The organism is Flavobacterium sp. SM15 (assembly GCF_022012335.1).
Lineage (GTDB): Bacteria > Bacteroidota > Bacteroidia > Flavobacteriales > Flavobacteriaceae > Flavobacterium.
This window is the reverse complement of the sequence record NZ_JAKLTO010000003.1, coordinates 325,081-345,305: the sequence shown is the minus strand read 5'-3', so window position 1 is coordinate 345,305 and position 20,225 is coordinate 325,081. Positions and strand designations below refer to the sequence as shown.

Here is a 20,225-nt window from a genome sequence, read left to right as displayed (position 1 = left end):
AATACTATGAGTGTGAAAATTGCAGTTATTGGATTGGGTTACGTTGGTTTGCCTTTAGCACGTTTGTTTGCTACCCAATATCCGGTGGTAGGTTTTGATATCAATCAGAAACGAATTGCCGAATTGAATAGTGGAACAGATTCTACTCTTGAGGTGGAAGATTCGGTTCTTCAAAAGGTGTTAATTGATAAGCCGTTAACTTCAGTTGGATTGTATTGTTCGTATTCTTTGGAAGATATTGCAGATTGTAACTATTTTATTGTAACTGTTCCAACTCCTGTAGATAAGAACAACCGTCCCGATTTAACTCCGTTATACAAGGCGAGTGAAACGGTTGGGAAAGTTTTGAAAAAAGGGGATGTTGTTGTTTATGAATCTACTGTTTATCCGGGAGTTACCGAGGAAGAGTGTATTCCGGTTCTGGAGAAAGTTTCCGGTTTGAAATTCAATGTAGATTTCTTTGCAGGTTACTCGCCTGAGCGCATCAATCCTGGAGATAAAGAACATACTGTAGAAAAAATACTTAAAGTTACCTCAGGTTCTACTCCTGAAATCGGTCAGAAAGTAGATGCGTTGTACAAAAGCGTGATTACCGCTGGGACGCACTTAGCGCCGAACATTAAAGTAGCCGAAGCTGCCAAAGTGATTGAAAATTCACAACGTGATATCAATATCGCTTTTGTAAACGAATTGGCTAAAATTTTTAATATACTGGAGATTGATACCCATGCGGTTTTAGAAGCAGCGGGAACCAAATGGAATTTTCTACCGTTTAAGCCCGGTTTAGTTGGAGGGCACTGCATCGGTGTAGATCCGTATTATCTGGCTCAGAAAGCTCAGGAACACGGTTATCACCCAGAAATTATTCTTGCCGGACGTCGTTTAAACGACAGTATGGGAGAATATGTTGCCTCTCAGGTAATTAAACTAATGATCAAAAAGAACATTAAGGTTAACGGTTCCAAGATTCTGATGTTAGGGATTACCTTCAAGGAAAACTGCCCGGATGTTCGCAATACCAAGGTAGTTGATGTTGTGAATGCTTTAAAGGATTATCAAACCAGTGTTACAGTTTATGATCCTTGGGCCAACCCTGCTGAAGTAATGCATGAATACGGTCTTAAAACCACAGATACTCTGCCAAACGATACTTTTGATGCGGTTGTATTAGGGGTTTCTCATAAGGAATTTCTTGCCCTGGACTTTTCTTCATTACAAAAAGAAAACAGTTTGTTATTTGATGTTAAGGGAATTCTTGGAAACATTGCGGATGCGAAACTGTAATAAAGCATTTGACTGTAAATTGTAGGTCATGAGTAAAAAAATTTTGGTTTTAGGAGTCCAGCAGAATAATTTTTTGTCTTTTTTGTACGGTTCTTTAAAAAAAGAATACCCTGATTTTACCATTACCGTTCCTTATTATAAAGAAGTGGATGTGCAGGTTGCTGTCTCAGATTGGATGTATGATAACAGTTCGCTAAAAAGACACGTTTCACTTATTAATTATGTTCGGGCTTTTTTCTATCTGCTTTTTTCAAGGCATCATTACAGTACTTTGTTTTTTATCCTTTTCTTTGAAAAAAAACTTTTTAAAGCAGGTCATTTTTTATCGTCAAGTCTAAAAGAAAAAAGTTTTTTTCTGCAGAATAATGATTTTGTTTCCATTGATACATTTCATTTTCATTTTATGCAGTACAGTTATCTCAGAAGCCTTTTTTTGGTTCCGAAACACAAGAAAATTGTTTGTTCCTTTTGGGGCTCAGATTTAATGCGTACTTCCGATACGTTTAATCATTTTTTTGTTCAAAAAGCGCTCAAAAGAGCTAATGTGATTACTTGTCAGTCCTTGGAAATGAAAGAAATTATTTTGTCAAAATTCGGTCGTTCACTTCACGATAAAATCCAAATCAATAATTTTCCTATAGATCAGGCCGTTTTTAACGGGATTGATGATTTTACATCTTCCGATCGTGAAGCTTTGAATCTTTTCAAGAAAACATACGGGTTTTCGAGCAATAAAATTAATGTGGTAATTGGTCATAACGGAAGTCCTCAGAACAACCATTTAAAGTGTATCGAAGCGCTCGAGTCTTTACCCAATAAAGAACAATTGCATTTGATTGTCAATCTTTGCTATGCCTTGCCAAAGCACCAATATGAGTCTTATAAAACAAGCCTTGAAAATGCTTTTGAACAAACGGGTATTGGCTATACAATTATTGAAAAATTCTTTTCTGGCAATGAGTTGGTTTTGTCAAGATTGGCTACTGATGTTTTTATTCACGTTCCGGTTTCAGATGCGTTAAGCGCAACTCTTACTGAGATGATGTATGCTGGGAGCGTTGCCATAACCGGATCCTGGTTGCCTTACAATACTCTACGTCAAATAGGTCTTCATTATCATCAGGTTAGTGATTTTAAACAAATTTGCGAAAAACTGAAATTGGCATTGACTGATTTTGAAAAAGAAAAAACGCTATGCAAGTCCAATAAAGCTTTAATACGAGACTTTTTTTTCAGGAAACAAATAGTCGAAAAATGGGCTGAAATTTTGAGTTGATGGCAGAAGTTTTAAAAAATAAAGTTAAAAAAAGCTTGATTTGGTCTTTTACAGATCAGTTTGTGAATCAGTTTGTTTTTATACTTTTCAGTATTTATCTCGCACGCATACTTGCACCTTCGGTTTTTGGAACCGTTGGATTGGTGACTATATTTACCAATTTTGCTGCACTTTTTATTGATATGGGATTTGGAGTAGCGCTTATTCAGAAAAAGGACGCGTCCAAAGATTATTATTCCACTGTTTTTTGGTTTAATGTTGCCGCAGGAAGTTTACTTTACCTGTTGTTTTATTTTTGCGCACCTCTGATAAGTTCTTTTTATAATCAACCGGATTTGGTGTTGATTATAAGGGTACTATGTATCATATTCATAATATCTTCACTTACTTCAGTACAATCCAATTTATTGGTGAAAGAATTGAACTTTAAGAAAAAAGTAATTTTTAACTGGATTGCAACCTTTTCAGGTTATGGGGTTGCGTTTTATCTTACCTATTTGAATTATGGTGTGTGGGCTGTGGTTTGGATGACTCTTACAACGGCAATGGTTAATTCATTTTTGTATTGGGTTAGCAGTTCTTGGCGTCCGGATTTGGTTTTTCATTGGAGTAAGATAAAAGAAATGGCATCTTTTGGATTAAATGTTCTAGGAGATACAACAATAAATTACTGGTCAAGGAATTACGATAACTTTATCATTGGTAAAGTGCTGGGAAGTACCGATTTAGGGATTTATGCAAGAGCCTATTCTTTAATGATGCTCCCTTTAAAAAACATTACCTCTGTTTTTTCACGTGTTTTATTTCCGGCTTTTTCGAAAATTCAAAACGACATTCCGTTAATCAGGGCGCAATACCTGAAAATCATTAAATACATTGCTGCCATTACCTTTCCTTTAATGATTGGAGTGTCGGTAGCTTCAAAGGAATTTGTCTTGTTGGTCTTTGGTGAAAATTGGGCAAAAATGATTCCTCTGCTTTCAATGTTGAGTATATTGAGTGCGTTTCAGTCTTTGGTTTCGCTCAATGGATTATTGTATAATTCTCTTGGGAAAGCAAATATCGCTTTTAAAGTATCGCTCTGGGTAAATTTGGTTTTGATTATAACTTTTACAATTGGAGTTCAATTCGGAATTTTTGGGTTGACACTTGGGTATTTGATTGTAGGGACAATTATAGCTTTTCCGATTTATGCAACTGCTATAAAATTGATTGATTTGAGATTAATCGATGTGTACCACCAACTAAAAAGAATTATTGCCGGCGTGGTTGTTATGGCTGTTTTAATGTATAGTGTTAATTTTCTAAACATTGATTCGCTGCTCACTTCATTTCTCATTAAATTTATTCTGGGTTCAGCGGTTTACCTTTGTATGATTTTCGTATTTGAAAAAACACTTATTCGTGAGATGATTCTTCTGGTAAAATCCTTCGTTAAAAAGCAGTAACACTATTGGTTGTTGTTAGTAAATTAAGTTTTGGATTTCGGAATAAATCAACTAATTTTTTGTCAAAGACTTACTTTTTGTGATTAATTGCATCACAACAGAACTCTGGTTATTTGATGTTTTTGAAGATTCGATTATACATATAAAACCAAACCGTTGGATGATACCATAGTTTACTTTCCGTCGTTACCTCTTTTTGTTCGGTTAGGGTTTTGTTGAAATAGGAAGTTATTGCAGTATTTAAAAGTTCAAGCCCGGCCGAAAGTTGCAATAGTGGATAAGTGGTAAAATTGTCCTTTTTTTGTGGAACCACTTTTTTTTGTGCAATTACCGTTCCCGTATCGATTCCTTCATCCACAAAATGGACGGTTACACCACAGTGTTCCGGGTCGTTATTGGCTAAAGCCCAGTATGCTCCATGTACGCCACGATATTTTGGGGTTATACCTGCATGAGTATTTACAAAACGACAAGCTACCGAAGAAATCACCTTTTTCGAGATGATTCGGGTTCCGTTAACAATAATCAAATCGGGGTTTGTTTCTTGTAAAAGTGCTAAAGTTTCCGGTGCGTTTACCGATTTTACCCGTCTTATTTTTTCTTCAGGTATTTCGGTTAAATCGAGTTTTAGCTCATGAATCAGTTCAAGTCTCCTTTTTTTTGAAAAAACAGTCAGGAATTTCGAAACAACTACTTGGAAGGTCAGCTGGCCTATAACGGTTACTATTCCTAATCGTTTTATTCTTCGTTTAATGAAAACCTTTGAGTTTTCCTTTTCTTCCAAAATAACCAATCCGATACCATGAGCGGCATTAACAGAATTGTAGAGAATACTTGTAGATATGCCTGTTCCTCCTAATAGAACAATCTTTTTATGATTCATTTTTGATTCTTTTTGCCAAGTTGGTCATGGTTATACTTTCGAAATTATAAGTTGTGTTAAGGTGGTTGTAATGGGATAGGATTTTTTCCAGAAATTGAAAATTTTCCTGCTGATTTATCCCGAAATTATGCGGATGCCACCACAAGTGATACGTTAAGTTGTTTTTAGCTGCATGACTCATTCCTGATTTTATACGGTGAAGTCTTAAAGTTTCCAGAAAGCTGAGTTTTTTGGAATAGGCTCTTAACAATCTGCTCGAAGGTATGTTAACAGGTGTTTTACTTTTCAGAAAAGTGTCGCTATAGCAATTGTGCCCGGATAAGTTAATGTAAACATCCAAAAGACGGAAGGCTCTTCTTAGCAAACTCTCTTTTTCGCCATTTTTTGCAGTATAAAGCCAGGAATGTTCGTTACCGCGATAACAAATAATTCCTAATTCCTCACATACCTTTAAGTATTCGGTGTTGAATTGGTTCCTTGGAAAAATCAAAGAAGTGAGTTTGATATTGTATTTTTGAGCAATATGAATAGCGCTTTGTAAATCAGCCCTGAAAGTATCGACCGTTTGACCTTGCTCAAGACAATAATAATGGGAAAAAGTGTGCGTTCCGATTTCCTGCTCCGGATGGTTTTGAATTGCTTTGATCAGCGAAGGCGCAAAGTGGTAAATATCCGTTTTCCAGTCACTTCCTACTTGTTCAAAATGACCGTTGTAGGGCGATAGATTCGCGTCGTTGTATTTGGGTTTTAAATCTGGTAAATTTTCCAACAGCTCTTTTTTTGACTCAAAAAATAAAAGACCAACAGTAGAAAAAGTGGCTTTAATTCCGTTTTTTTCAAATTGTTTGAGCAGTTCAGGGATTACTTGCTGTACTCCTTCAATGTTTTTGCCGTAGGTCTGTATAGTTTTTTTATCGCGAACCCCCCAAAGTAATTCGAAATCTAAAGAAATTACAAATTTACCGTTTGTCATTTTTAAGCCTTTTTCCTTTATTTAAACTGCAGAAATATTTTTGTAAAAATACAGCTAAATAGTTGTAAAAAGCAAAAAGTTTTGATTCACAGCCCAGAATTAACAATGTTTTTCGATAGTTTGCTCTCCGGGAATTAATTTATCCGAGAACCTCTTAAATGTATATATTTGCAGGAGTTAAACAGGAGTGATGTTTTGTGAAAAACATTGTCCGTTGTTAAATTATCAAACGTATGTTTTCAGTAGTTATTCCATATTACAAAAAAATAAAATTTATCGAACGATGTCTGGATTCTGTATTGAGTCAGACTTTTAAGGAATTTGAAATCATACTGGTTGATGATGGTTCCAACGATGATCTGAAAACTATTTTAGCACTTCCTAAATACCAGCAAAAGATTTCATTGATTACTCAGGAAAATCAAGGAGTTTCTGTTGCGAGAAATAAAGGAATTGAAGTATCAAAATACAATTATATTGCTTTTTTGGATGCAGACGATTCCTGGCATTCTCAATACTTGGAGTATGTAAATAGGGTAATTTCAGCTAATTCTGATGTGAAAATAGTTGGAGCTCATTACACAACGGATAAAAGCAGGCTTAACCAGCAAAATGAATTAAAGTATTCAAAGCTGGAAAATTATTTTAAAGTAGCTATAAAAAATACCATGTTTGCAACTTCTGCCACGGTAATTTCTAAACGGTTTTTTACTGAAAATCAAGGGTTCAATCCGTTACTGCGTTCCGGTCAGGATGTAGATGTTTTCTTCAGGACTATTTTAAGTGGCGGCGGAGTGTTTTTCATCAATAACAGCCTGATGCTTTATTCTACGGAAGATGAGAATCAGCTCACAAGACTCAAACAAAGTTTGGCAATACCTCTTCACAGCATTTTTTTGGGAAATATCCCTAAATTGTATTATCCGTTATACGATAAGATTGATAATCAAGATTTTAAGGTTTTTATTAGTAAGTATATTTACTTTAATTTATACAAATATTATTATAGTGAACAATTTCATGCCTCTGCCAAAGAGATGATAAAAAACAATAGGCATAAATTTTTCTTTCTTGGATTGGTTTATAAAATGCCTTTTTTTATTGGTTCCAGAATAATTAAAAAACCTACTTTAAGCAGGTATATTAGGTTGTACCTCAAATTTGTTTTACGTTATGTTTACAACTAATGAAGATTATTAGAATTACAACATTTCTCGATTTTGGAGGACAGGAAAAGAAATACATTTCATTTTCTGAATGTAAATCCCTGCTTAAAAATGATTATGTTTTTGCTGCCATAGGGCATGGAGGGTTCGCACAGAAAACGATTCAGGCAAACGGTTTTCGTGTGGAGGTTTTTAACCAGAATCCGTCCATCTATAATTTGAAAAATATCTGGATGCTATACAAATGGTTTAGAAAAGAAAAACCTGATGTGGTGCATACGGCGGCGGCTGAGGCCAATTTTCATGGTGTTATTGCAGCTCGTTTGGCCGGTGTAAAAGTGGTTTTAGCTGAAGAAATCGGTTTCCCAAACCATTCGCCTTTAGCGCGTAAGGTATTTGGGTTTGTGTATAAATTTGTAAAAAAAGTCATTTGCGTTTCTAAATCGGTTAAAGGTTTTTTAATTGAGATTAAAGAGATTGACGCCAATAAAGGGGTAGTGGTTTACAATCCTGTAAGTGTACCAAAATTCTTTGAGAAGATTACTCCCGAAGATTTCACAATAGTTTGCGTAGGCAGGTTGGAGAAAGTTAAAAACCAGCAATTGCTCATTAAGGCTTTTTCAGAACTTGAGAATAAAAAATCTAAATTAATTCTTGTTGGAGACGGAAGGGAACGAAGCGCTCTGGAAACCTTGATAAAAGAACTGCAACTAGAAGATAGGGTAATTATTACCGGGTTTTCCAAAGAACCGGAATTTTTTCTGGCGCAAGCACATTTATTTGTTTTGTCTTCGCTTACTGAAGGATTTGGTATTGCCGTTGTAGAAGCTATGCAGCAAGGCTTACCTTGTTTATGCTCGAATGTGGGTGGAATTCCCGAATTTATTGAAGAAGGAAAAACAGGATGGCTTTTTAATCCTAATAATGAAGGAGAATTAGCCGAAAAATTAAAAACAATTGCAAATCTTCCACTTTCGGAATTGGAAAAAGTTGGAAGTACTGCCAAAACCTTTACTGCCGATCGCTTTACTTCGGAAAAATACGTAATCAATTTGGAGAACCTTTATCAGGAATCGTTATGATTAGAGTGCTGAATATATTGGATACGGTAGGTTCCGGCGGAGTAGAACGAAGAAGATTGTCAATGGCCAAGCTTTTAGACAAATCGAAATTCGAGTTGAAAATTATCTGTACCAATACAAAAGGAGGAATTGCCGATGAGATTCGAAAGCAAGGGGTTGAAATCGTTGCCATTGGAGACTTGAAATCGCCCTTTGATTACAAGCAGCACCAGAAAGTAATCCAAATCATAAAGGAATTTAAACCGCATATTATTCATGGAGCTGTTTTTGAAGGGGTTACCATGGCAGCAGTAAACGGATTTTTAAAAAATGTTCCCATTGTTATTTTGGAGGAAACTTCCGATCCGCAGAATCGTTCCTGGCGCGGGAATTTATTAATGAAAGCGTTTTCATTAGTAGCGGATAAGGTAGTCGGTGTTTCTCCGGCTTCGACTTATTATCTTCAGAACAAATTGGGAATCAGTACCAAAAAAATTCAATTGATTGAAAATGGGGTTGCCTTTCCAAGAACAGTTTCTCAAGAGGAGGTAAAGACACTTAAGGAGAAACTAAAAATAGATCCGGATAAAGTTGTTATAGGTTCAGTTGGACGTATGTTGGATGATGGTACCAAACGCTTTTCCGATTTGATTAAGGCTTTTGATCTCCTGATTAAAAAAGGAGTGAACACCCATTTGATTTTAATTGGCGAAGGCAAAGAGAAGCAAAACTATATACAATTAGTGAGTCAGTTAGGGCTTGCCGAAAAGGTAACTTTTGTAGGTTATCAAAGCGACGTTGCTCCGTATTATGAAATTTTTGATGTCTTTTCGCTGGTTTCGGCTCACGAATCGTTTGGGTTGGTATTAGTGGAGGCGATGTTGCATAAGCTTCCCGTTCTTGCTACCAGAGTTGGTGGGATGCAGTATATTGTAAATGAAGGAGCCACAGGTTTTTTAGTGGAAAAATATCAAGTAACAGAAATTGCCGAACAGCTTGAGGTTTTGTGTTCCGATTCAAACTTAAGAAAGCAAATGGGAGAAAAAGGATATAGTAAAGCCATGAATTGTTACACGGAAGAAAAATACGTTGAAAAAGTTTCAGCATTGTATACAACTCTTTTGGAGTCTAAAAAAATTAAATAATGTCTTCAAAAATATTTTTACCCGGATTAAACGGAATACGCGCCATTGCAGCTTTAGCGGTTTTGATTTCCCATATCAACAACCGAATGGAATACTTTGGCTTACCTAAAAAAGAGCTTTTGGATTTAGCAGGGTACGGCGTTACGATGTTTTTTACCTTAAGCGGTTTTTTAATTACTTTTTTATTGTTGAAAGAGCTTGAAAAAACAGGAGATGTTGCCATTAAGAAGTTTTATATGCGCAGGGTTTTACGAATTTGGCCGTTATATTACCTCTATCTGCTAATGGTGATTTTTCTTGAAGGATTTTCAACTATTCAATGGCCTATTTTATTCTATCTGTTGATGATTCCTAACTTTAAAAATTCCTTTAACGGAATAATTAGTACAGTTGTTGGGACTAAAACCACTTCTTTTATGGTGGGGCATTATTGGTCTTTGGGGGTTGAGGAACAATTTTATGCCTTTTGGCCCTGGATTGTAAAACGAGGTAAATATCTGTTACAGATACTGGTTTTGTTCCCTGTTTTTTATGTTGCATTGAAGTTGGCTTTAAGAGTGTTTCATGCACCTTATAACATCCTTGTTTTTGTAAATTATACCCGATTTGGGTGTTTGGCAATAGGAGCGCTTGGAGCTTATATTTACTTCCATCACAGGGAGAAGATTGCTTTTTTAAACCATAGAGCGATAGAAATTCTGGCTTGGTTGTTTTTTGGTGTGGTGGCACTAAACAAATTTCACTTGACTTCGATAATCGATCATGAAATCGTTTCGGTTTTTACATTAATAATTATCTTTAATCAGGTTAATAATCAAAGGAAAATAATCTCCTTGGAGAATAAAGTTTTTGATTACCTGGGGAAAATTTCTTTTGGACTGTATGTTTATAATCCTTTGGTAATTTACCTGATGTCACTTTTGTATATGAAATTGACTTTGGTAAACCAATGGTATACTATCCCGATGATTTATGTTTTTGTAACTCTTGCGGTTATAGCAATTGCACATCTTTCGTATAATTTTTACGAGAAACCGTTCCTTAAACTTAAAACGTCATTTACAACAATCCACAGTGCTTCAAGTAGGGCAGATTTAGTTGAATAAGCTTATGCGTAAAATTCTTTTTATTACTTGGGATGGGCCGCAAACCAGCTATATGGAAGGTTTGTTTATGCCTATTTTTAATGAAATCAGCAAAACACAGCCTGTTGAGTTTCACGTACTTCAATTTACGTGGGCCAAGGAAGAAAAAATCAAACAGATTAAAGAAGCAGCCACTACATTAGGAATTATCTATACTGTTGTTCCGGTTTACCGTAAACCCATAGCACTTGTTGGAAGTTTGCTTACTGTTTTCAAGGGAATTTCTTTTGTTCAAAAATACATTAAAAAGCATCAGATTGAGATCGTAATGCCCAGAAGCACGATGCCGGCCGTAATGGTTAATCGATTACAGCGTAAAAATATAAAGGTGATTTTTGATGCAGACGGACTTCCTCTGGAAGAACGGGTTGATTTTTCAGGGCTTTCAAAAGAAAGCAAGCAATACATTTGGTTAAAGAGTCAAGAGACAAAGTTACTTAGAACTGCAGATGGTGTGATTACCCGCTCGCAAAAAGCCATTGAAATACATCTTACCACTATTGGAGAAGGTTATAGAAATAAGTTTTCGGTAGTTTTTAATGGACGAAATAGCACAGTTTTTAAACCGGATTTCAATGAAAGATTAAAAACACGTGAACAGTTGGGTTTTTCTCCCCACGAGAAGATTTTTGTTTATTGTGGTTCCTTAGGACCCCAGTATGGTTGGGAAGAGATGGTTACTATTTTTAGTGAATATCATAATAAAAACAACGCTTCAAAATTTTTAATTTTAACCGGGAATACGGAATTTGCAGAGCAGCGCTTGCCGTCTTCATTAAAGGAAAGTATTAAACTAATTTCCGTTCCTTTTATAGATGTTCCGAAATATCTGAATTCGGCTGACATCGCTTTTGCAATTCGAAAACCTACGTTCAGTATGCAAGGGGTCGCGCCTATTAAGCTCGGGGAATACCTTTTGATGGGGTTGCCAACAATAGCTTCGGCAGGAATTGGGGATACCGAATCCTTTTTGAAAACCGTAAGCGAATGTTTGCTCTTTGAACATTCCGACCAGCAAAGATTTAAAAAAGCTTCAGACTATTTGCAGACATTGGATACCATTGAAAAAAATCAGATTCGAAAAATTGGGATGCAGTATTTCTCTTTGGAGCGAAGTGCAAAGTCTTATATAGAATCCATAAGTAAATTGAAATGAGAGTACTTTATTTTACTAAATATACCCGAAAAGGAGCCAGCAGCAGACTAAGAAGTCTTCAGTACCTGCCGATTCTTGAGAAAAATTCTATTCATGTTCAGGTGCAACCACTTTTTAATGATGCTTACCTTGATGATCTGTACAACGGGAAAAGAACAAGTTTGATTTTATTGCTAAAGGCTTATTTTACAAGGTTTATTTTTCTTTTTAAGGTTTTTAATTACGACAAGATTATTATAGAAAAAGAGTTGTTTCCTTTCTTTTTCAGTTGGTTTGAAAGGCTTTTTAAGCTTATGGGAATAAAATACATTGTTGATTATGATGATGCTATTTTCCATAATTATGATTTGAATTCCAATAAAGTAATCGCCTTTTTACTTGGAAGGAAAATAGACAATGTTATGAAGTTCAGCAACTGTGTTTTGGCGGGAAATGATTATTTAGCGGAAAGAGCAAGAAAAGCTGGTGCAAAAAACATCGTCAGCCTCCCAACGGTTATTGATTTGAAGCGTTATGAAATAAAAACAGATTACAGTTCCTCACAGATTGTAATCGGTTGGATAGGCTCTCCTTCAACTTTATGGCACTTAAAACCTTTTCCGGAGGTATTTAATGAATTGGTTGAAACGTACAATGTGAAAATTGTGATTATTGGCGCTACGGAAGAGTTTGGGATTAGGAAAAACATCGAATACCTTCCATGGACCGAAGATTCTGAAGTTGAGGAAATTCTAAAGTTTGATATAGGGATTATGCCCTTAACAAATACACCGTGGGTTTTAGGAAAGTGTGCTTATAAGTTAATTCAATATATGGGTTGCGCCATTCCGGTTGTGGCATCACCTGTGGGAATGAACAGTCAGGTGGTTGGTCATCAGGTTGATGGTTTTCTGGCTACGACTCCTCAGGAGTGGAAAGCCGCTCTTGAAAAATTAATACTCGATCAGAACCTGAGAGAAAATTTTGGAAAAGCCGGAAGAGAGAAAGTTGAGGCTATATACAACCTTGAGGTGAATTCAAAAAAAATAATAGAGGTACTGCAAAAATACTAAGGCAATTTAGTTGATTTTTTTTTTGAAACTTATGCAAATTAATTTGTATATTAACTACTTGTAATTCTTTTGGTTTTTGTATTTTTAGAATAGACCCAGTGAGAAATCAGTCAAGATTTCGTTACTGTCTGAAAAATAAGTTGAAAATTTTAAGCCCTGAAATCTAAACTGCCTCTATTATGCAACAGGTTCAAATTCAACAATTAGGACGATCCAACTATTTGGATATTTTACAGGTTTATCGCGGTTTTGCAGCTTTGTTGGTTGTATTTCATCATGCAGTGGGATCGCTGGGGTACTATCACAGTATAAATATACCTTTTCTAAATACAGTAGGAACTTTAAGTAAGTTGGGAGTTGATTTTTTCTTTGTCTTGTCAGGGTTTATTATTACGTATTCCGCAAGTTTTAAATATGAAAAGCCTCATGCGTTTAGGGAACATATTTTAGCACGCCTGTTAAGAATTTATATTCCCTATTTACCGATTGGAATAGGGATTCTGATTCTTTATAACTTGTTACCAACTTTTTCAAATTCAGGACGGGAAATTAGTATTTTTACTTCATTAACATTGATTCCCTATGGAGAACCTGCACTTTCCATTGCCTGGACACTACTTTTTGAATTGATGTTTTATTTACTCTTCAGCATATCATTCTTCTCTAAAAAGGCCTGGAATCTTTTTGTGATTTGTTGGGTTTTGTTAATTTTTCTTCGGAACTATGGCGGGATTTCTTGGTTTACTAATCTGAAAAGTCCTTTTTTGGATGTGTTCTTCTCTACGTATAATCTTGAATTTATACTGGGTTTTTTATTGGCTCAAATGGTTTTGAAAAAAATCAAATTGAATTATTGGGTTGTACTTTTCTCGGGACTGTTTCTGATAGGTTTGTTCTTAGAGAATACTAGTGTTCATTTTTTTGGGTTAAATTTTTCGATAAATATATTATTTACACTATTTGTTTTTTTTCTGATTTACTTTTCGGTGATGTTTTATAACATCAGGTTGGGTAAAATGAACCTTTTAATGTTGATTGGAAACGCGACCTATTCAATTTATCTAACACATAATCCATTGCAGGCTTTATTAATACGAATCTGTCCAAAAATTTCTACGGCAGCCAGTCTTTTTCTTGTAGTAATAGTTACGATCTTTGTTTGTAGTTTTGTAGGCTATATTTATTATTTTATTTTTGAAAAGTGGGGTATGGCTAAAGTGAAGATGATTATTGACAATAAGTTTAAAAAGGTTTAAAGTTTGGATTTTATAGTTCTCGTACTAATTGTTGTTTTGGGCTTAGCCTTTATTTCTTCTTTTAGAAATGAATTGAGTCCGCTGGATTTGAGTCAACTGAAAAAATTACTTTTTTATCATTTTGTTTTCGGGGCCTATTACTGTTTTTTTGTACGAGGTGATGCTAAAGGATACTGGGAAACAGCAAAAATGTTATCTCCAGAGGAGTTTGAGGCTTATTTTTCGGGACAAAAGGGAACTTATTTTTTGTTTGCACTTAATTATTATCCTTCCAATGTACTTGGATTGTCTTATTTCACAGGTACAATGCTGTATTCTTTGTTGGGATTTATAGGACTTACTTATTTTTATGTGACGGCAATTAAACTAGTGCCGTATAATTCAAAATACAAAGAATACACACTTTTTCCACTACTTTTCTTTATGCCTAACTTGCATTTTTGGAGCTGTGCGGTTGGTAAAGATACCTTACTGTTCTTCTGTATCGGTATTTTTGTTTATGGTATTATGGATATTTTCCGTCGGTTACCATTCTTAGCCTTGTCGTTAGTGTTGTCGTATTTTATTCGTCCGCATATTACCCTTTTTTTGGTAGTAAGTTTCGGACTTGCCTATGTGATGGGGTCCAAAGTCTCTAAAGGACAACGCTTGATCTTCTCAATAGCCCTTATTGGTATAGGCTTTGTTATTCTTCCTTCGGTAATGGAGTTTGCAAGGATTGAGGAGGCCACAGTAGATAGTTTCGAACAGTTTTCTGAAAATAAAGCAAGTTTGTTAAGTAGAGGCAGTACGGGATCACGTATTGATATTTCATCGTATCCATTTCCCTTAAAGGTTTTTACTTTTTTATTTCGCCCTTTGTTTTTTGATATCAACGGAATTCCGGCTGTATTGGCCTCTTTTGAAAATCTTTTTTTGTTGCTGGTCACCATCAATATTTTTAAAAGCAGCCCTCTGAAAACCTTTAAAGCAGCCCCATTTGTAATAAAAGGATTGGTTTTCTTTCTTATAATCGGTACCTTGGCGTTCTCACAGTCTTTAGGGAATCTGGGAATTATGATTCGGATGAGGAATATGTTTCTTCCCGGGTTGATTATATTTATTCTTTGGGCCTTCTCCTACCGGAAAGAACTCGAGTTAAAACGAAAAAATTGATAGGAAATCGTTTCAAAAAGGAAAATGTCTTTTGGGTCTTTTTATTGGGCTATCACTTTCTGTTTATTTTCCTGAATTTCAAGTATTTTTCTGAAAATGGTGGGGATGCTTCATTTTACTGGTTTCAAGCCAAAGCTTCTCAAGGCAAAACACTAACCGATTTATTTCATTACGGTTCCGAGAGCCTATTGTTGTTTAATTATTTTTTTGCTAAAGTATTGAACCTGAATATTTTGTTTGGCTTTGTGCTTTATGGTTGTATTGGCTATTTGGGAATACTTCAGTTTTACAGGCTTTGCAAGTTGTTGTTGAAAGATAGGCTTAGTTTCAAAGGAATTTCATTGGGATGTATTTTGGTTCTACTTCCAAATTTGCATTTCTGGACTGCCGGCTTGGGTAAAGAAGCGTTTTGTTTTCTTTTTATTGCTACTGTTTTCTTAGAATTTGCCAAAGAGCGTTTTGCTTCTTTAGCGATGATTTTTTCAATGCTTTTGCTTGCCGTGATTCGTCCACATGTAGCTAATTTATTGCTTTTTTCTGTTGTTTTAGTGTATTTTTTTAGCAATAGATTGACTTTCAAAAAAAGGATGATTCTCCTGATAGGTTCTTCGGTTTCGTTATCGATCTTGTTTTATATGTTTTTGCAGCTTTCTAAAATAAAAACCTTCGATCTTGAACGGATTAAACGTTTTAACGAATTTTCTTTGCTGTCGTTTAAAAATTCTGGGAGTTATGTTCCGATTATAGAGTATTCTTATCCTTACAAGGTATTTACTTTTTATTTCAGGCCGCTTGCTAATGAAATTCCAACTTTTTACGGAATTGTCTTGGGTGTTGAAAATGCAGTAATTTTGCTACTTCATCTAACTGCATTATTAATAGTGGTCTTAAATTGGAAACGGATTTGTTTTCAGCCGGTTATGAAAATTATACTTGTTTTTGCATTAATTTCAGGCATTTTAATAGTGCAGCGTTATTCGGGATTAGGTATTTTTGCACGAACCAAAATCATGATACAGCCTTTTGTATGTTTGATTTTGCTATGGATTTTAACTTTTAGAAAAATTGCTCAAACGGATGAATAAACTAATTCGCATAACTACAGTACCTATTTCTCTGGAGAAGCTTCTGGAAAATCAACTGCGATTTATGAACGATTATTATGAAGTTATTGCCGTTTGTTCCGATGAGAAAGCGCTTGAAAAAGTTGGTAAAACCCAAGGGGTAAGAACTTTTACGGCACAACTAACCCGGAAAATAACACCAATTCAGGATTTAAAAGCGGTTTGGCAGTTGTATCTTTTTTTTAGGAAAGAAAAGCCGCTCTTGGTTCATTCACACACGCCAAAGGCCGGAACAGTTGGAATGTTGGCAGCAAAACTGGCTGGAGTTCCGCACAGATTGCATACGGTTGCCGGATTGCCTTTAATGGAGGCATCGGGAAGTAAACGAAAGTTGCTCAATTTCGTTGAGAAAATCACGTATTGGTGTGCTACCAAGGTTTATCCGAATTCTAAAGGGCTTAAATCAATAATTCTGCAGGAAGGATTTTGTAAGGAAGACAAACTTAAAGTAATCGGAAACGGAAGTTCTAACGGAATCAATATAGATTTTTTTGACCCAAATCAAATTAAGGAGACTGATAAAGTGAATCTTAAAGAGGAATTACAACTCTCAAATGAAGATTTTGTGTTTATCTTCGTTGGAAGAATCGTAGGTGATAAGGGAATTAATGAGTTGGCAAGTGCTTTTGACAGACTGTCTTCGGAAAGAAAAAACATCAAACTTATTTTAGTAGGGCCCTTAGAAGATGAACTTGATCCTTTGTTGGAATCGACCAAAAAAATCTTAACTGAGAATAAAGCAATTCTTTCAGTTGGATATCAAAACGATGTGCGTCCTTTTTTTGCAGTAAGCGATTGCCTTGTTTTCCCAAGTTATCGCGAAGGTTTTCCCAATGTGGTGATGCAGGCAGGAGCAATGGGTTTACCTTCAATAGTGAGTAATATCAACGGATGTAATGAAATAGTTCAGCAGGAAGAAAACGGTTTGATTATTGCCTCGAAATCAGAGAATGAGTTGCTGCAATCCATGCAAAAACTACTGGATGAGAAGGTGTTGTTTGAGAAAATGAAAAAAAATGCCCGAGAAAAAATTGTAACGCGTTTTGATCAGAAAGTAATCTGGCAGCAACTCTTGGAAGAATACCAGAAATTAGAAGCCAATGTATCGTAGTTTTTTTAAAAGATTTTTTGATTTTAGCCTTGCATCAATAGCTTTGTTGGTTTTGTCGCCATTAATTATTTTAGTGGTTATTGGTCTGTTTTTTGCAAACAGCGGTAAGGTTTTTTTCTTTCAGCAGCGTCCCGGGAAAAACGAAGTGATCTTTAAAATAGTCAAATTCAAGACGATGAACGACAAAAAAGACGCTAAAGGCAATTTGCTTCCAGATGCGGAAAGACTTACCGCAGTTGGAAATTTTGTTCGAAAAACTTCCTTAGATGAACTACCGCAACTTATCAATGTGTTGAAAGGAGATATGAGTCTGATTGGGCCAAGACCGTTGTTGGTGCACTATCTTCCTTTGTATAATCAGCAGCAGAAAAAAAGACATAATGTACGGCCTGGAATCACGGGTTGGGCACAAGTAAATGGCAGAAATGCAATAAGTTGGCAGCAAAAATTTGAGTACGATGTTTGGTATGTAGATCATATTTCGTTTAAATTAGACTTTATTATTTTGCTTAAAACCATTCAGAAAGTAATTAAATCAGAAGGAATAACCGGAGAAGCTGTAGCTACAGCGGAACCATTCAAAGGAAATTAAAATGTATTTATACGGAGCCAGTGGACATTGTAAAGTAATTGTAGATATTTTAAAAGCTCAGAATGTTGAAATTCAGGCAATTCTTGATGATTTTCCTAAAAGCGAGAGTTTGCTCTCAATGCCTGTAAAAAAAACTTCCGATCAAATTTTGTTGCCTACCGATGAGGTTGTTGTTTCAATTGGAGACAATAGCATTCGAAAAAAAGTTGCTGAACGATTACAAGTAATTTTTGGAAATGCCGTTCATCCTTCGGCGGTTGTATCTTCCTTTTCCAGTATTAAGCAAGGTACGGTTGTTATGCCAAATGCAGTAATTAATTCAGGTTCAATTGTTGGAAAACATTGTATTGTGAATTCGGGAGCGGTTATTGAGCACGATTGCATACTTGAAGATTTTGTTCATGTTTCTCCCAATGCAGCTTTAGCGGGAGGAGTAACCATTGGTGAAGGTTCCCATGTTGGTATTGGAGCTGCAGTTATTCAAGGGGTTACTATCGGAAAATGGGTGACGGTTGGAGCTGGGGCAGTTATTATTGATGATCTTCCGGATTTTGCTGTTGTTGTTGGTAATCCTGGTAAAGTCATCAAGTTTACTAATCCCCAACGTTAGTATGGTAAAGCGCCTTTTTGATATTGCTTTTTCATTTGTGGCCCTTGTCTTGATGAGTTGGTTAATCTTCTTAGGCTGGATTGCTGCTACCCTAGACACCCATCAAAATGGATTTTTTCTTCAAAAAAGGGTGGGGCAATATGGTAAATTATTTACAATCATAAAGTTACGAACAATTAAAAACGAACAAATTTCTTCCATTGGGAGGTTTCTAAGGGATACCAAAATTGATGAATTGCCTCAGTTTATTAATGTTTTGTTCGGTTCTATGAGTGTTGTCGGTCCAAGGCCAGATATTCAGGGGTATTATGATTGTTTGCAAGGGGAAGAACGTAAAATACTTGAATTAAAACCCGGCTTAACCAGCGAGGCTTCTTTAAAATATTTTAATGAAGAACAGCTTTTAAGCGAGCAGGAAAATTCGTTGGAGTATAATGATCGAATTATTTTTCCGGATAAAGTTAGGTTAAACCTTGATTATTACTACAATAAATCGCTTTTTTTGGATCTTAAAATAATATTCAAAACCTTATTTGGTAAAAAGGCATAGCTAATAAAAAGCAACAGTTTTATTACTTACAAAAGTTTCAGTACATTTGCGGAAACCACCATTTAAAATTACAGCTAACTAACTGATAATGAGTGCAAATAAAATTTGGTTATCCTCACCGCATATGGGGGGAGGCGAGCAAAAATATATACAAGAAGCTTTTGCTTCTAATTGGGTCGCTCCATTAGGACCAAACGTAGCAGGATTTGAAACTGATCTGGAGCATTATTTAAATGAAAATTCTTTCGTTGGAGCTTTAAGTTCCGGTACTGCAGCCATTCATTTGGGTCTTGTTCTTTTAGGAGTTAAAAGAGATGATGAAGTGCTTTGTCAGAGTATGACTTTTTCAGCATCTGCCAATCCTATTTTATATCAGGGGGCTGTCCCGGTTTTTGTAGATAGCGAACCGGATACCTGGAATATGTGCCCTAAAGCCTTGGAAGAAGCGATTGTTGATCGGATTGCCAAAGGGAAAAAGCCTAAGGCGATTATAGCGGTGCACCTTTACGGAATGCCTTTTAAAGCAGATGAAATCAAGACTGTTGCTCAAAAATACAATATTCCAATTATTGAAGACAGCGCGGAAGCCCTAGGAAGTCATTTTAAAGGCAAGAAATGCGGGACTTTTGGCGACATTGGTGTTTTGTCGTTTAACGGAAATAAAATTATAACGACTTCTGGAGGCGGAGCTATTGTGGTTCCAACGAAAGAATTAAAAGATCGAGCTGTTTTTTTTGCCACACAATCCCGTGATAATGCACCTCACTATCAGCACAGTGAAATTGGCTATAATTATCGAATGAGTAATATCTGCGCCGGTATTGGAAGAGGGCAGATGGAAGTTTTGGATTCCCATATCGCCTCAAGAAGGAATGTAAATAGTTTTTACCGTGATTTTTTTGCTTCTATAGATGGTGTTCGTGTTTTACAGGAACCTACTTCAGATTATTTTTCCAATCATTGGTTGAGTGCTATTGTTGTTGATTCTTCTGAAATTGGAAAAACCAGAGAAGATTTGCGTTTGGCTCTAGAGAAAGAAAATATTGAGAGCCGACCGTTATGGAAACCAATGCACTTGCAACCGATTTTTGAAAAATACCCCTATTATGGAGGGAATGTAGCCGAACAATTGTTTGAAAACGGTTTGTGTTTGCCTTCCGGGTCAAATTTATCCCAAGATGATCTGTCGCGTATTGATGGAGTTTTGAAAAACTTTTTTAAAGTATAGTTCTGAAAAA

At 35.8% G+C, this 20,225-nt stretch carries 19 protein-coding genes; 17 read left to right on the top strand and 2 right to left on the bottom strand.

What is annotated here, in order from left to right:
• Positions 1–6 precede the first annotated feature (6 nt).
• From LZZ90_RS07220 to LZZ90_RS07210, 3 genes are read left to right on the top strand one after another with little or no spacing between them, the layout of a single operon-like run.
• Positions 7–1,284, top strand: coding sequence for a nucleotide sugar dehydrogenase (locus tag LZZ90_RS07220; RefSeq protein ID WP_237790017.1), 1,278 nt, complete (start codon positions 7–9; stop codon positions 1,282–1,284).
• 28 nt (positions 1,285–1,312) lie between these two features.
• Complete coding sequence (locus tag LZZ90_RS07215) at positions 1,313–2,560, top strand: hypothetical protein (protein WP_237790016.1); 1,248 nt, start codon at positions 1,313–1,315, stop codon at positions 2,558–2,560.
• On the top strand, positions 2,560–4,008 hold the full coding sequence (locus tag LZZ90_RS07210) for an MOP flippase family protein (protein ID WP_237790015.1): 1,449 nt from the start codon (positions 2,560–2,562) through the stop codon (positions 4,006–4,008). The genes LZZ90_RS07215 and LZZ90_RS07210 overlap by 1 nt, the downstream gene beginning before the upstream one ends.
• Positions 4,009–4,117: 109 nt before the next feature.
• On the opposite strand, the gene LZZ90_RS07205 is transcribed toward LZZ90_RS07210, so the two are convergent.
• Together LZZ90_RS07205 and LZZ90_RS07200 are read right to left on the bottom strand one after the other, a co-directional pair.
• Positions 4,118–4,891 carry a formyl transferase gene (locus LZZ90_RS07205; RefSeq protein WP_237790014.1) on the bottom strand — a complete coding sequence of 258 codons (774 nt, stop codon included), beginning with the start codon at positions 4,889–4,891 and terminating at the stop codon, positions 4,118–4,120.
• Positions 4,881–5,864: a polysaccharide deacetylase family protein gene (locus LZZ90_RS07200; RefSeq protein WP_237790013.1), complete on the bottom strand. Its 984-nt coding sequence runs from the start codon at positions 5,862–5,864 to the stop codon at positions 4,881–4,883. Before LZZ90_RS07200 ends, LZZ90_RS07205 begins: the two co-directional genes overlap by 11 nt.
• Positions 5,865–6,097: 233 nt before the next feature.
• Between LZZ90_RS07200 and LZZ90_RS07195 the strand changes: the two genes are divergently transcribed.
• The 14 genes from LZZ90_RS07195 (at position 6,098) to LZZ90_RS07130 (ending at position 20,215) form a co-directional block, all read left to right on the top strand.
• Positions 6,098–7,051, top strand: coding sequence for a glycosyltransferase family A protein (locus LZZ90_RS07195; RefSeq protein WP_237790012.1), 954 nt, complete (start codon positions 6,098–6,100; stop codon positions 7,049–7,051).
• Positions 7,051–8,112 (top strand): glycosyltransferase, encoded by a 1,062-nt coding sequence (locus LZZ90_RS07190; protein WP_237790011.1) that lies wholly within the window; start codon positions 7,051–7,053, stop codon positions 8,110–8,112. The genes LZZ90_RS07195 and LZZ90_RS07190 overlap by 1 nt, the downstream gene beginning before the upstream one ends.
• Entirely contained in the window at positions 8,109–9,236 is a 1,128-nt protein-coding gene (locus LZZ90_RS07185; RefSeq protein WP_237790010.1) for a glycosyltransferase, read from the top strand. The genes LZZ90_RS07190 and LZZ90_RS07185 overlap by 4 nt, the downstream gene beginning before the upstream one ends.
• Positions 9,236–10,342: an acyltransferase gene (locus LZZ90_RS07180; protein ID WP_237790009.1), complete on the top strand. Its 1,107-nt coding sequence runs from the start codon at positions 9,236–9,238 to the stop codon at positions 10,340–10,342. Before LZZ90_RS07185 ends, LZZ90_RS07180 begins: the two co-directional genes overlap by 1 nt.
• Before the next feature lie 4 nt (positions 10,343–10,346).
• A complete protein-coding gene (locus LZZ90_RS07175; RefSeq protein WP_237790008.1) occupies positions 10,347–11,537 on the top strand; it encodes a glycosyltransferase in 1,191 nt (396 codons plus the stop codon).
• On the top strand, positions 11,534–12,589 hold the full coding sequence (locus LZZ90_RS07170; protein ID WP_237790007.1) for a glycosyltransferase family 4 protein: 1,056 nt from the start codon (positions 11,534–11,536) through the stop codon (positions 12,587–12,589). The genes LZZ90_RS07175 and LZZ90_RS07170 overlap by 4 nt, the downstream gene beginning before the upstream one ends.
• A gap of 179 nt (positions 12,590–12,768) precedes the next feature.
• Positions 12,769–13,845 (top strand): acyltransferase, encoded by a 1,077-nt coding sequence (locus tag LZZ90_RS07165; RefSeq protein ID WP_237790006.1) that lies wholly within the window; start codon positions 12,769–12,771, stop codon positions 13,843–13,845.
• A gap of 3 nt (positions 13,846–13,848) precedes the next feature.
• The gene (locus tag LZZ90_RS07160) at positions 13,849–15,000 is read left to right on the top strand and encodes a hypothetical protein (RefSeq protein WP_237790005.1); all 1,152 of its coding nucleotides are present in this window, start codon (positions 13,849–13,851) and stop codon (positions 14,998–15,000) included.
• Entirely contained in the window at positions 14,997–16,085 is a 1,089-nt protein-coding gene (locus tag LZZ90_RS07155) for a hypothetical protein (protein WP_237790004.1), read from the top strand. The genes LZZ90_RS07160 and LZZ90_RS07155 overlap by 4 nt, the downstream gene beginning before the upstream one ends.
• On the top strand, positions 16,078–17,235 hold the full coding sequence (locus tag LZZ90_RS07150) for a glycosyltransferase family 4 protein (RefSeq protein WP_237790003.1): 1,158 nt from the start codon (positions 16,078–16,080) through the stop codon (positions 17,233–17,235). Before LZZ90_RS07155 ends, LZZ90_RS07150 begins: the two co-directional genes overlap by 8 nt.
• On the top strand, positions 17,225–17,827 hold the full coding sequence (locus tag LZZ90_RS07145) for a sugar transferase (protein WP_237790002.1): 603 nt from the start codon (positions 17,225–17,227) through the stop codon (positions 17,825–17,827). The genes LZZ90_RS07150 and LZZ90_RS07145 overlap by 11 nt, the downstream gene beginning before the upstream one ends.
• Position 17,828: 1 nt before the next feature.
• The gene (locus LZZ90_RS07140) at positions 17,829–18,437 is read left to right on the top strand and encodes an acetyltransferase (protein ID WP_237790001.1); all 609 of its coding nucleotides are present in this window, start codon (positions 17,829–17,831) and stop codon (positions 18,435–18,437) included.
• A 1-nt stretch (position 18,438) separates the two neighbouring features.
• Positions 18,439–18,987, top strand: a complete 549-nt coding sequence (locus tag LZZ90_RS07135) for a sugar transferase (protein ID WP_237790000.1) — start codon at positions 18,439–18,441, stop codon at positions 18,985–18,987.
• 88 nt (positions 18,988–19,075) lie between these two features.
• The gene (locus LZZ90_RS07130) at positions 19,076–20,215 is read left to right on the top strand and encodes a DegT/DnrJ/EryC1/StrS aminotransferase family protein (protein WP_237789999.1); all 1,140 of its coding nucleotides are present in this window, start codon (positions 19,076–19,078) and stop codon (positions 20,213–20,215) included.
• The last annotated feature ends 10 nt before the right edge of the window (positions 20,216–20,225 follow it).

Coding starts and splice junctions, on each gene's coding strand:
- LZZ90_RS07195 (WP_237790012.1), top strand. CDS start 6,098: ATGTTTTCAGTAGTTATTCCATATTACAAAAAAATAAAATTTATCGAA.
- LZZ90_RS07210 (WP_237790015.1), top strand. CDS start 2,560: ATGGCAGAAGTTTTAAAAAATAAAGTTAAAAAAAGCTTGATTTGGTCT.
- LZZ90_RS07165 (WP_237790006.1), top strand. CDS start 12,769: ATGCAACAGGTTCAAATTCAACAATTAGGACGATCCAACTATTTGGAT.
- LZZ90_RS07145 (WP_237790002.1), top strand. CDS start 17,225: ATGTATCGTAGTTTTTTTAAAAGATTTTTTGATTTTAGCCTTGCATCA.
- LZZ90_RS07170 (WP_237790007.1), top strand. CDS start 11,534: ATGAGAGTACTTTATTTTACTAAATATACCCGAAAAGGAGCCAGCAGC.
- LZZ90_RS07200 (WP_237790013.1), bottom strand. CDS start 5,864: ATGACAAACGGTAAATTTGTAATTTCTTTAGATTTCGAATTACTTTGG.
- LZZ90_RS07220 (WP_237790017.1), top strand. CDS start 7: ATGAGTGTGAAAATTGCAGTTATTGGATTGGGTTACGTTGGTTTGCCT.
- LZZ90_RS07205 (WP_237790014.1), bottom strand. CDS start 4,891: ATGAATCATAAAAAGATTGTTCTATTAGGAGGAACAGGCATATCTACA.
- LZZ90_RS07180 (WP_237790009.1), top strand. CDS start 9,236: ATGTCTTCAAAAATATTTTTACCCGGATTAAACGGAATACGCGCCATT.
- LZZ90_RS07175 (WP_237790008.1), top strand. CDS start 10,347: ATGCGTAAAATTCTTTTTATTACTTGGGATGGGCCGCAAACCAGCTAT.
- LZZ90_RS07185 (WP_237790010.1), top strand. CDS start 8,109: ATGATTAGAGTGCTGAATATATTGGATACGGTAGGTTCCGGCGGAGTA.
- LZZ90_RS07215 (WP_237790016.1), top strand. CDS start 1,313: ATGAGTAAAAAAATTTTGGTTTTAGGAGTCCAGCAGAATAATTTTTTG.
- LZZ90_RS07140 (WP_237790001.1), top strand. CDS start 17,829: ATGTATTTATACGGAGCCAGTGGACATTGTAAAGTAATTGTAGATATT.
- LZZ90_RS07135 (WP_237790000.1), top strand. CDS start 18,439: ATGGTAAAGCGCCTTTTTGATATTGCTTTTTCATTTGTGGCCCTTGTC.
- LZZ90_RS07150 (WP_237790003.1), top strand. CDS start 16,078: ATGAATAAACTAATTCGCATAACTACAGTACCTATTTCTCTGGAGAAG.
- LZZ90_RS07130 (WP_237789999.1), top strand. CDS start 19,076: ATGAGTGCAAATAAAATTTGGTTATCCTCACCGCATATGGGGGGAGGC.
- LZZ90_RS07190 (WP_237790011.1), top strand. CDS start 7,051: ATGAAGATTATTAGAATTACAACATTTCTCGATTTTGGAGGACAGGAA.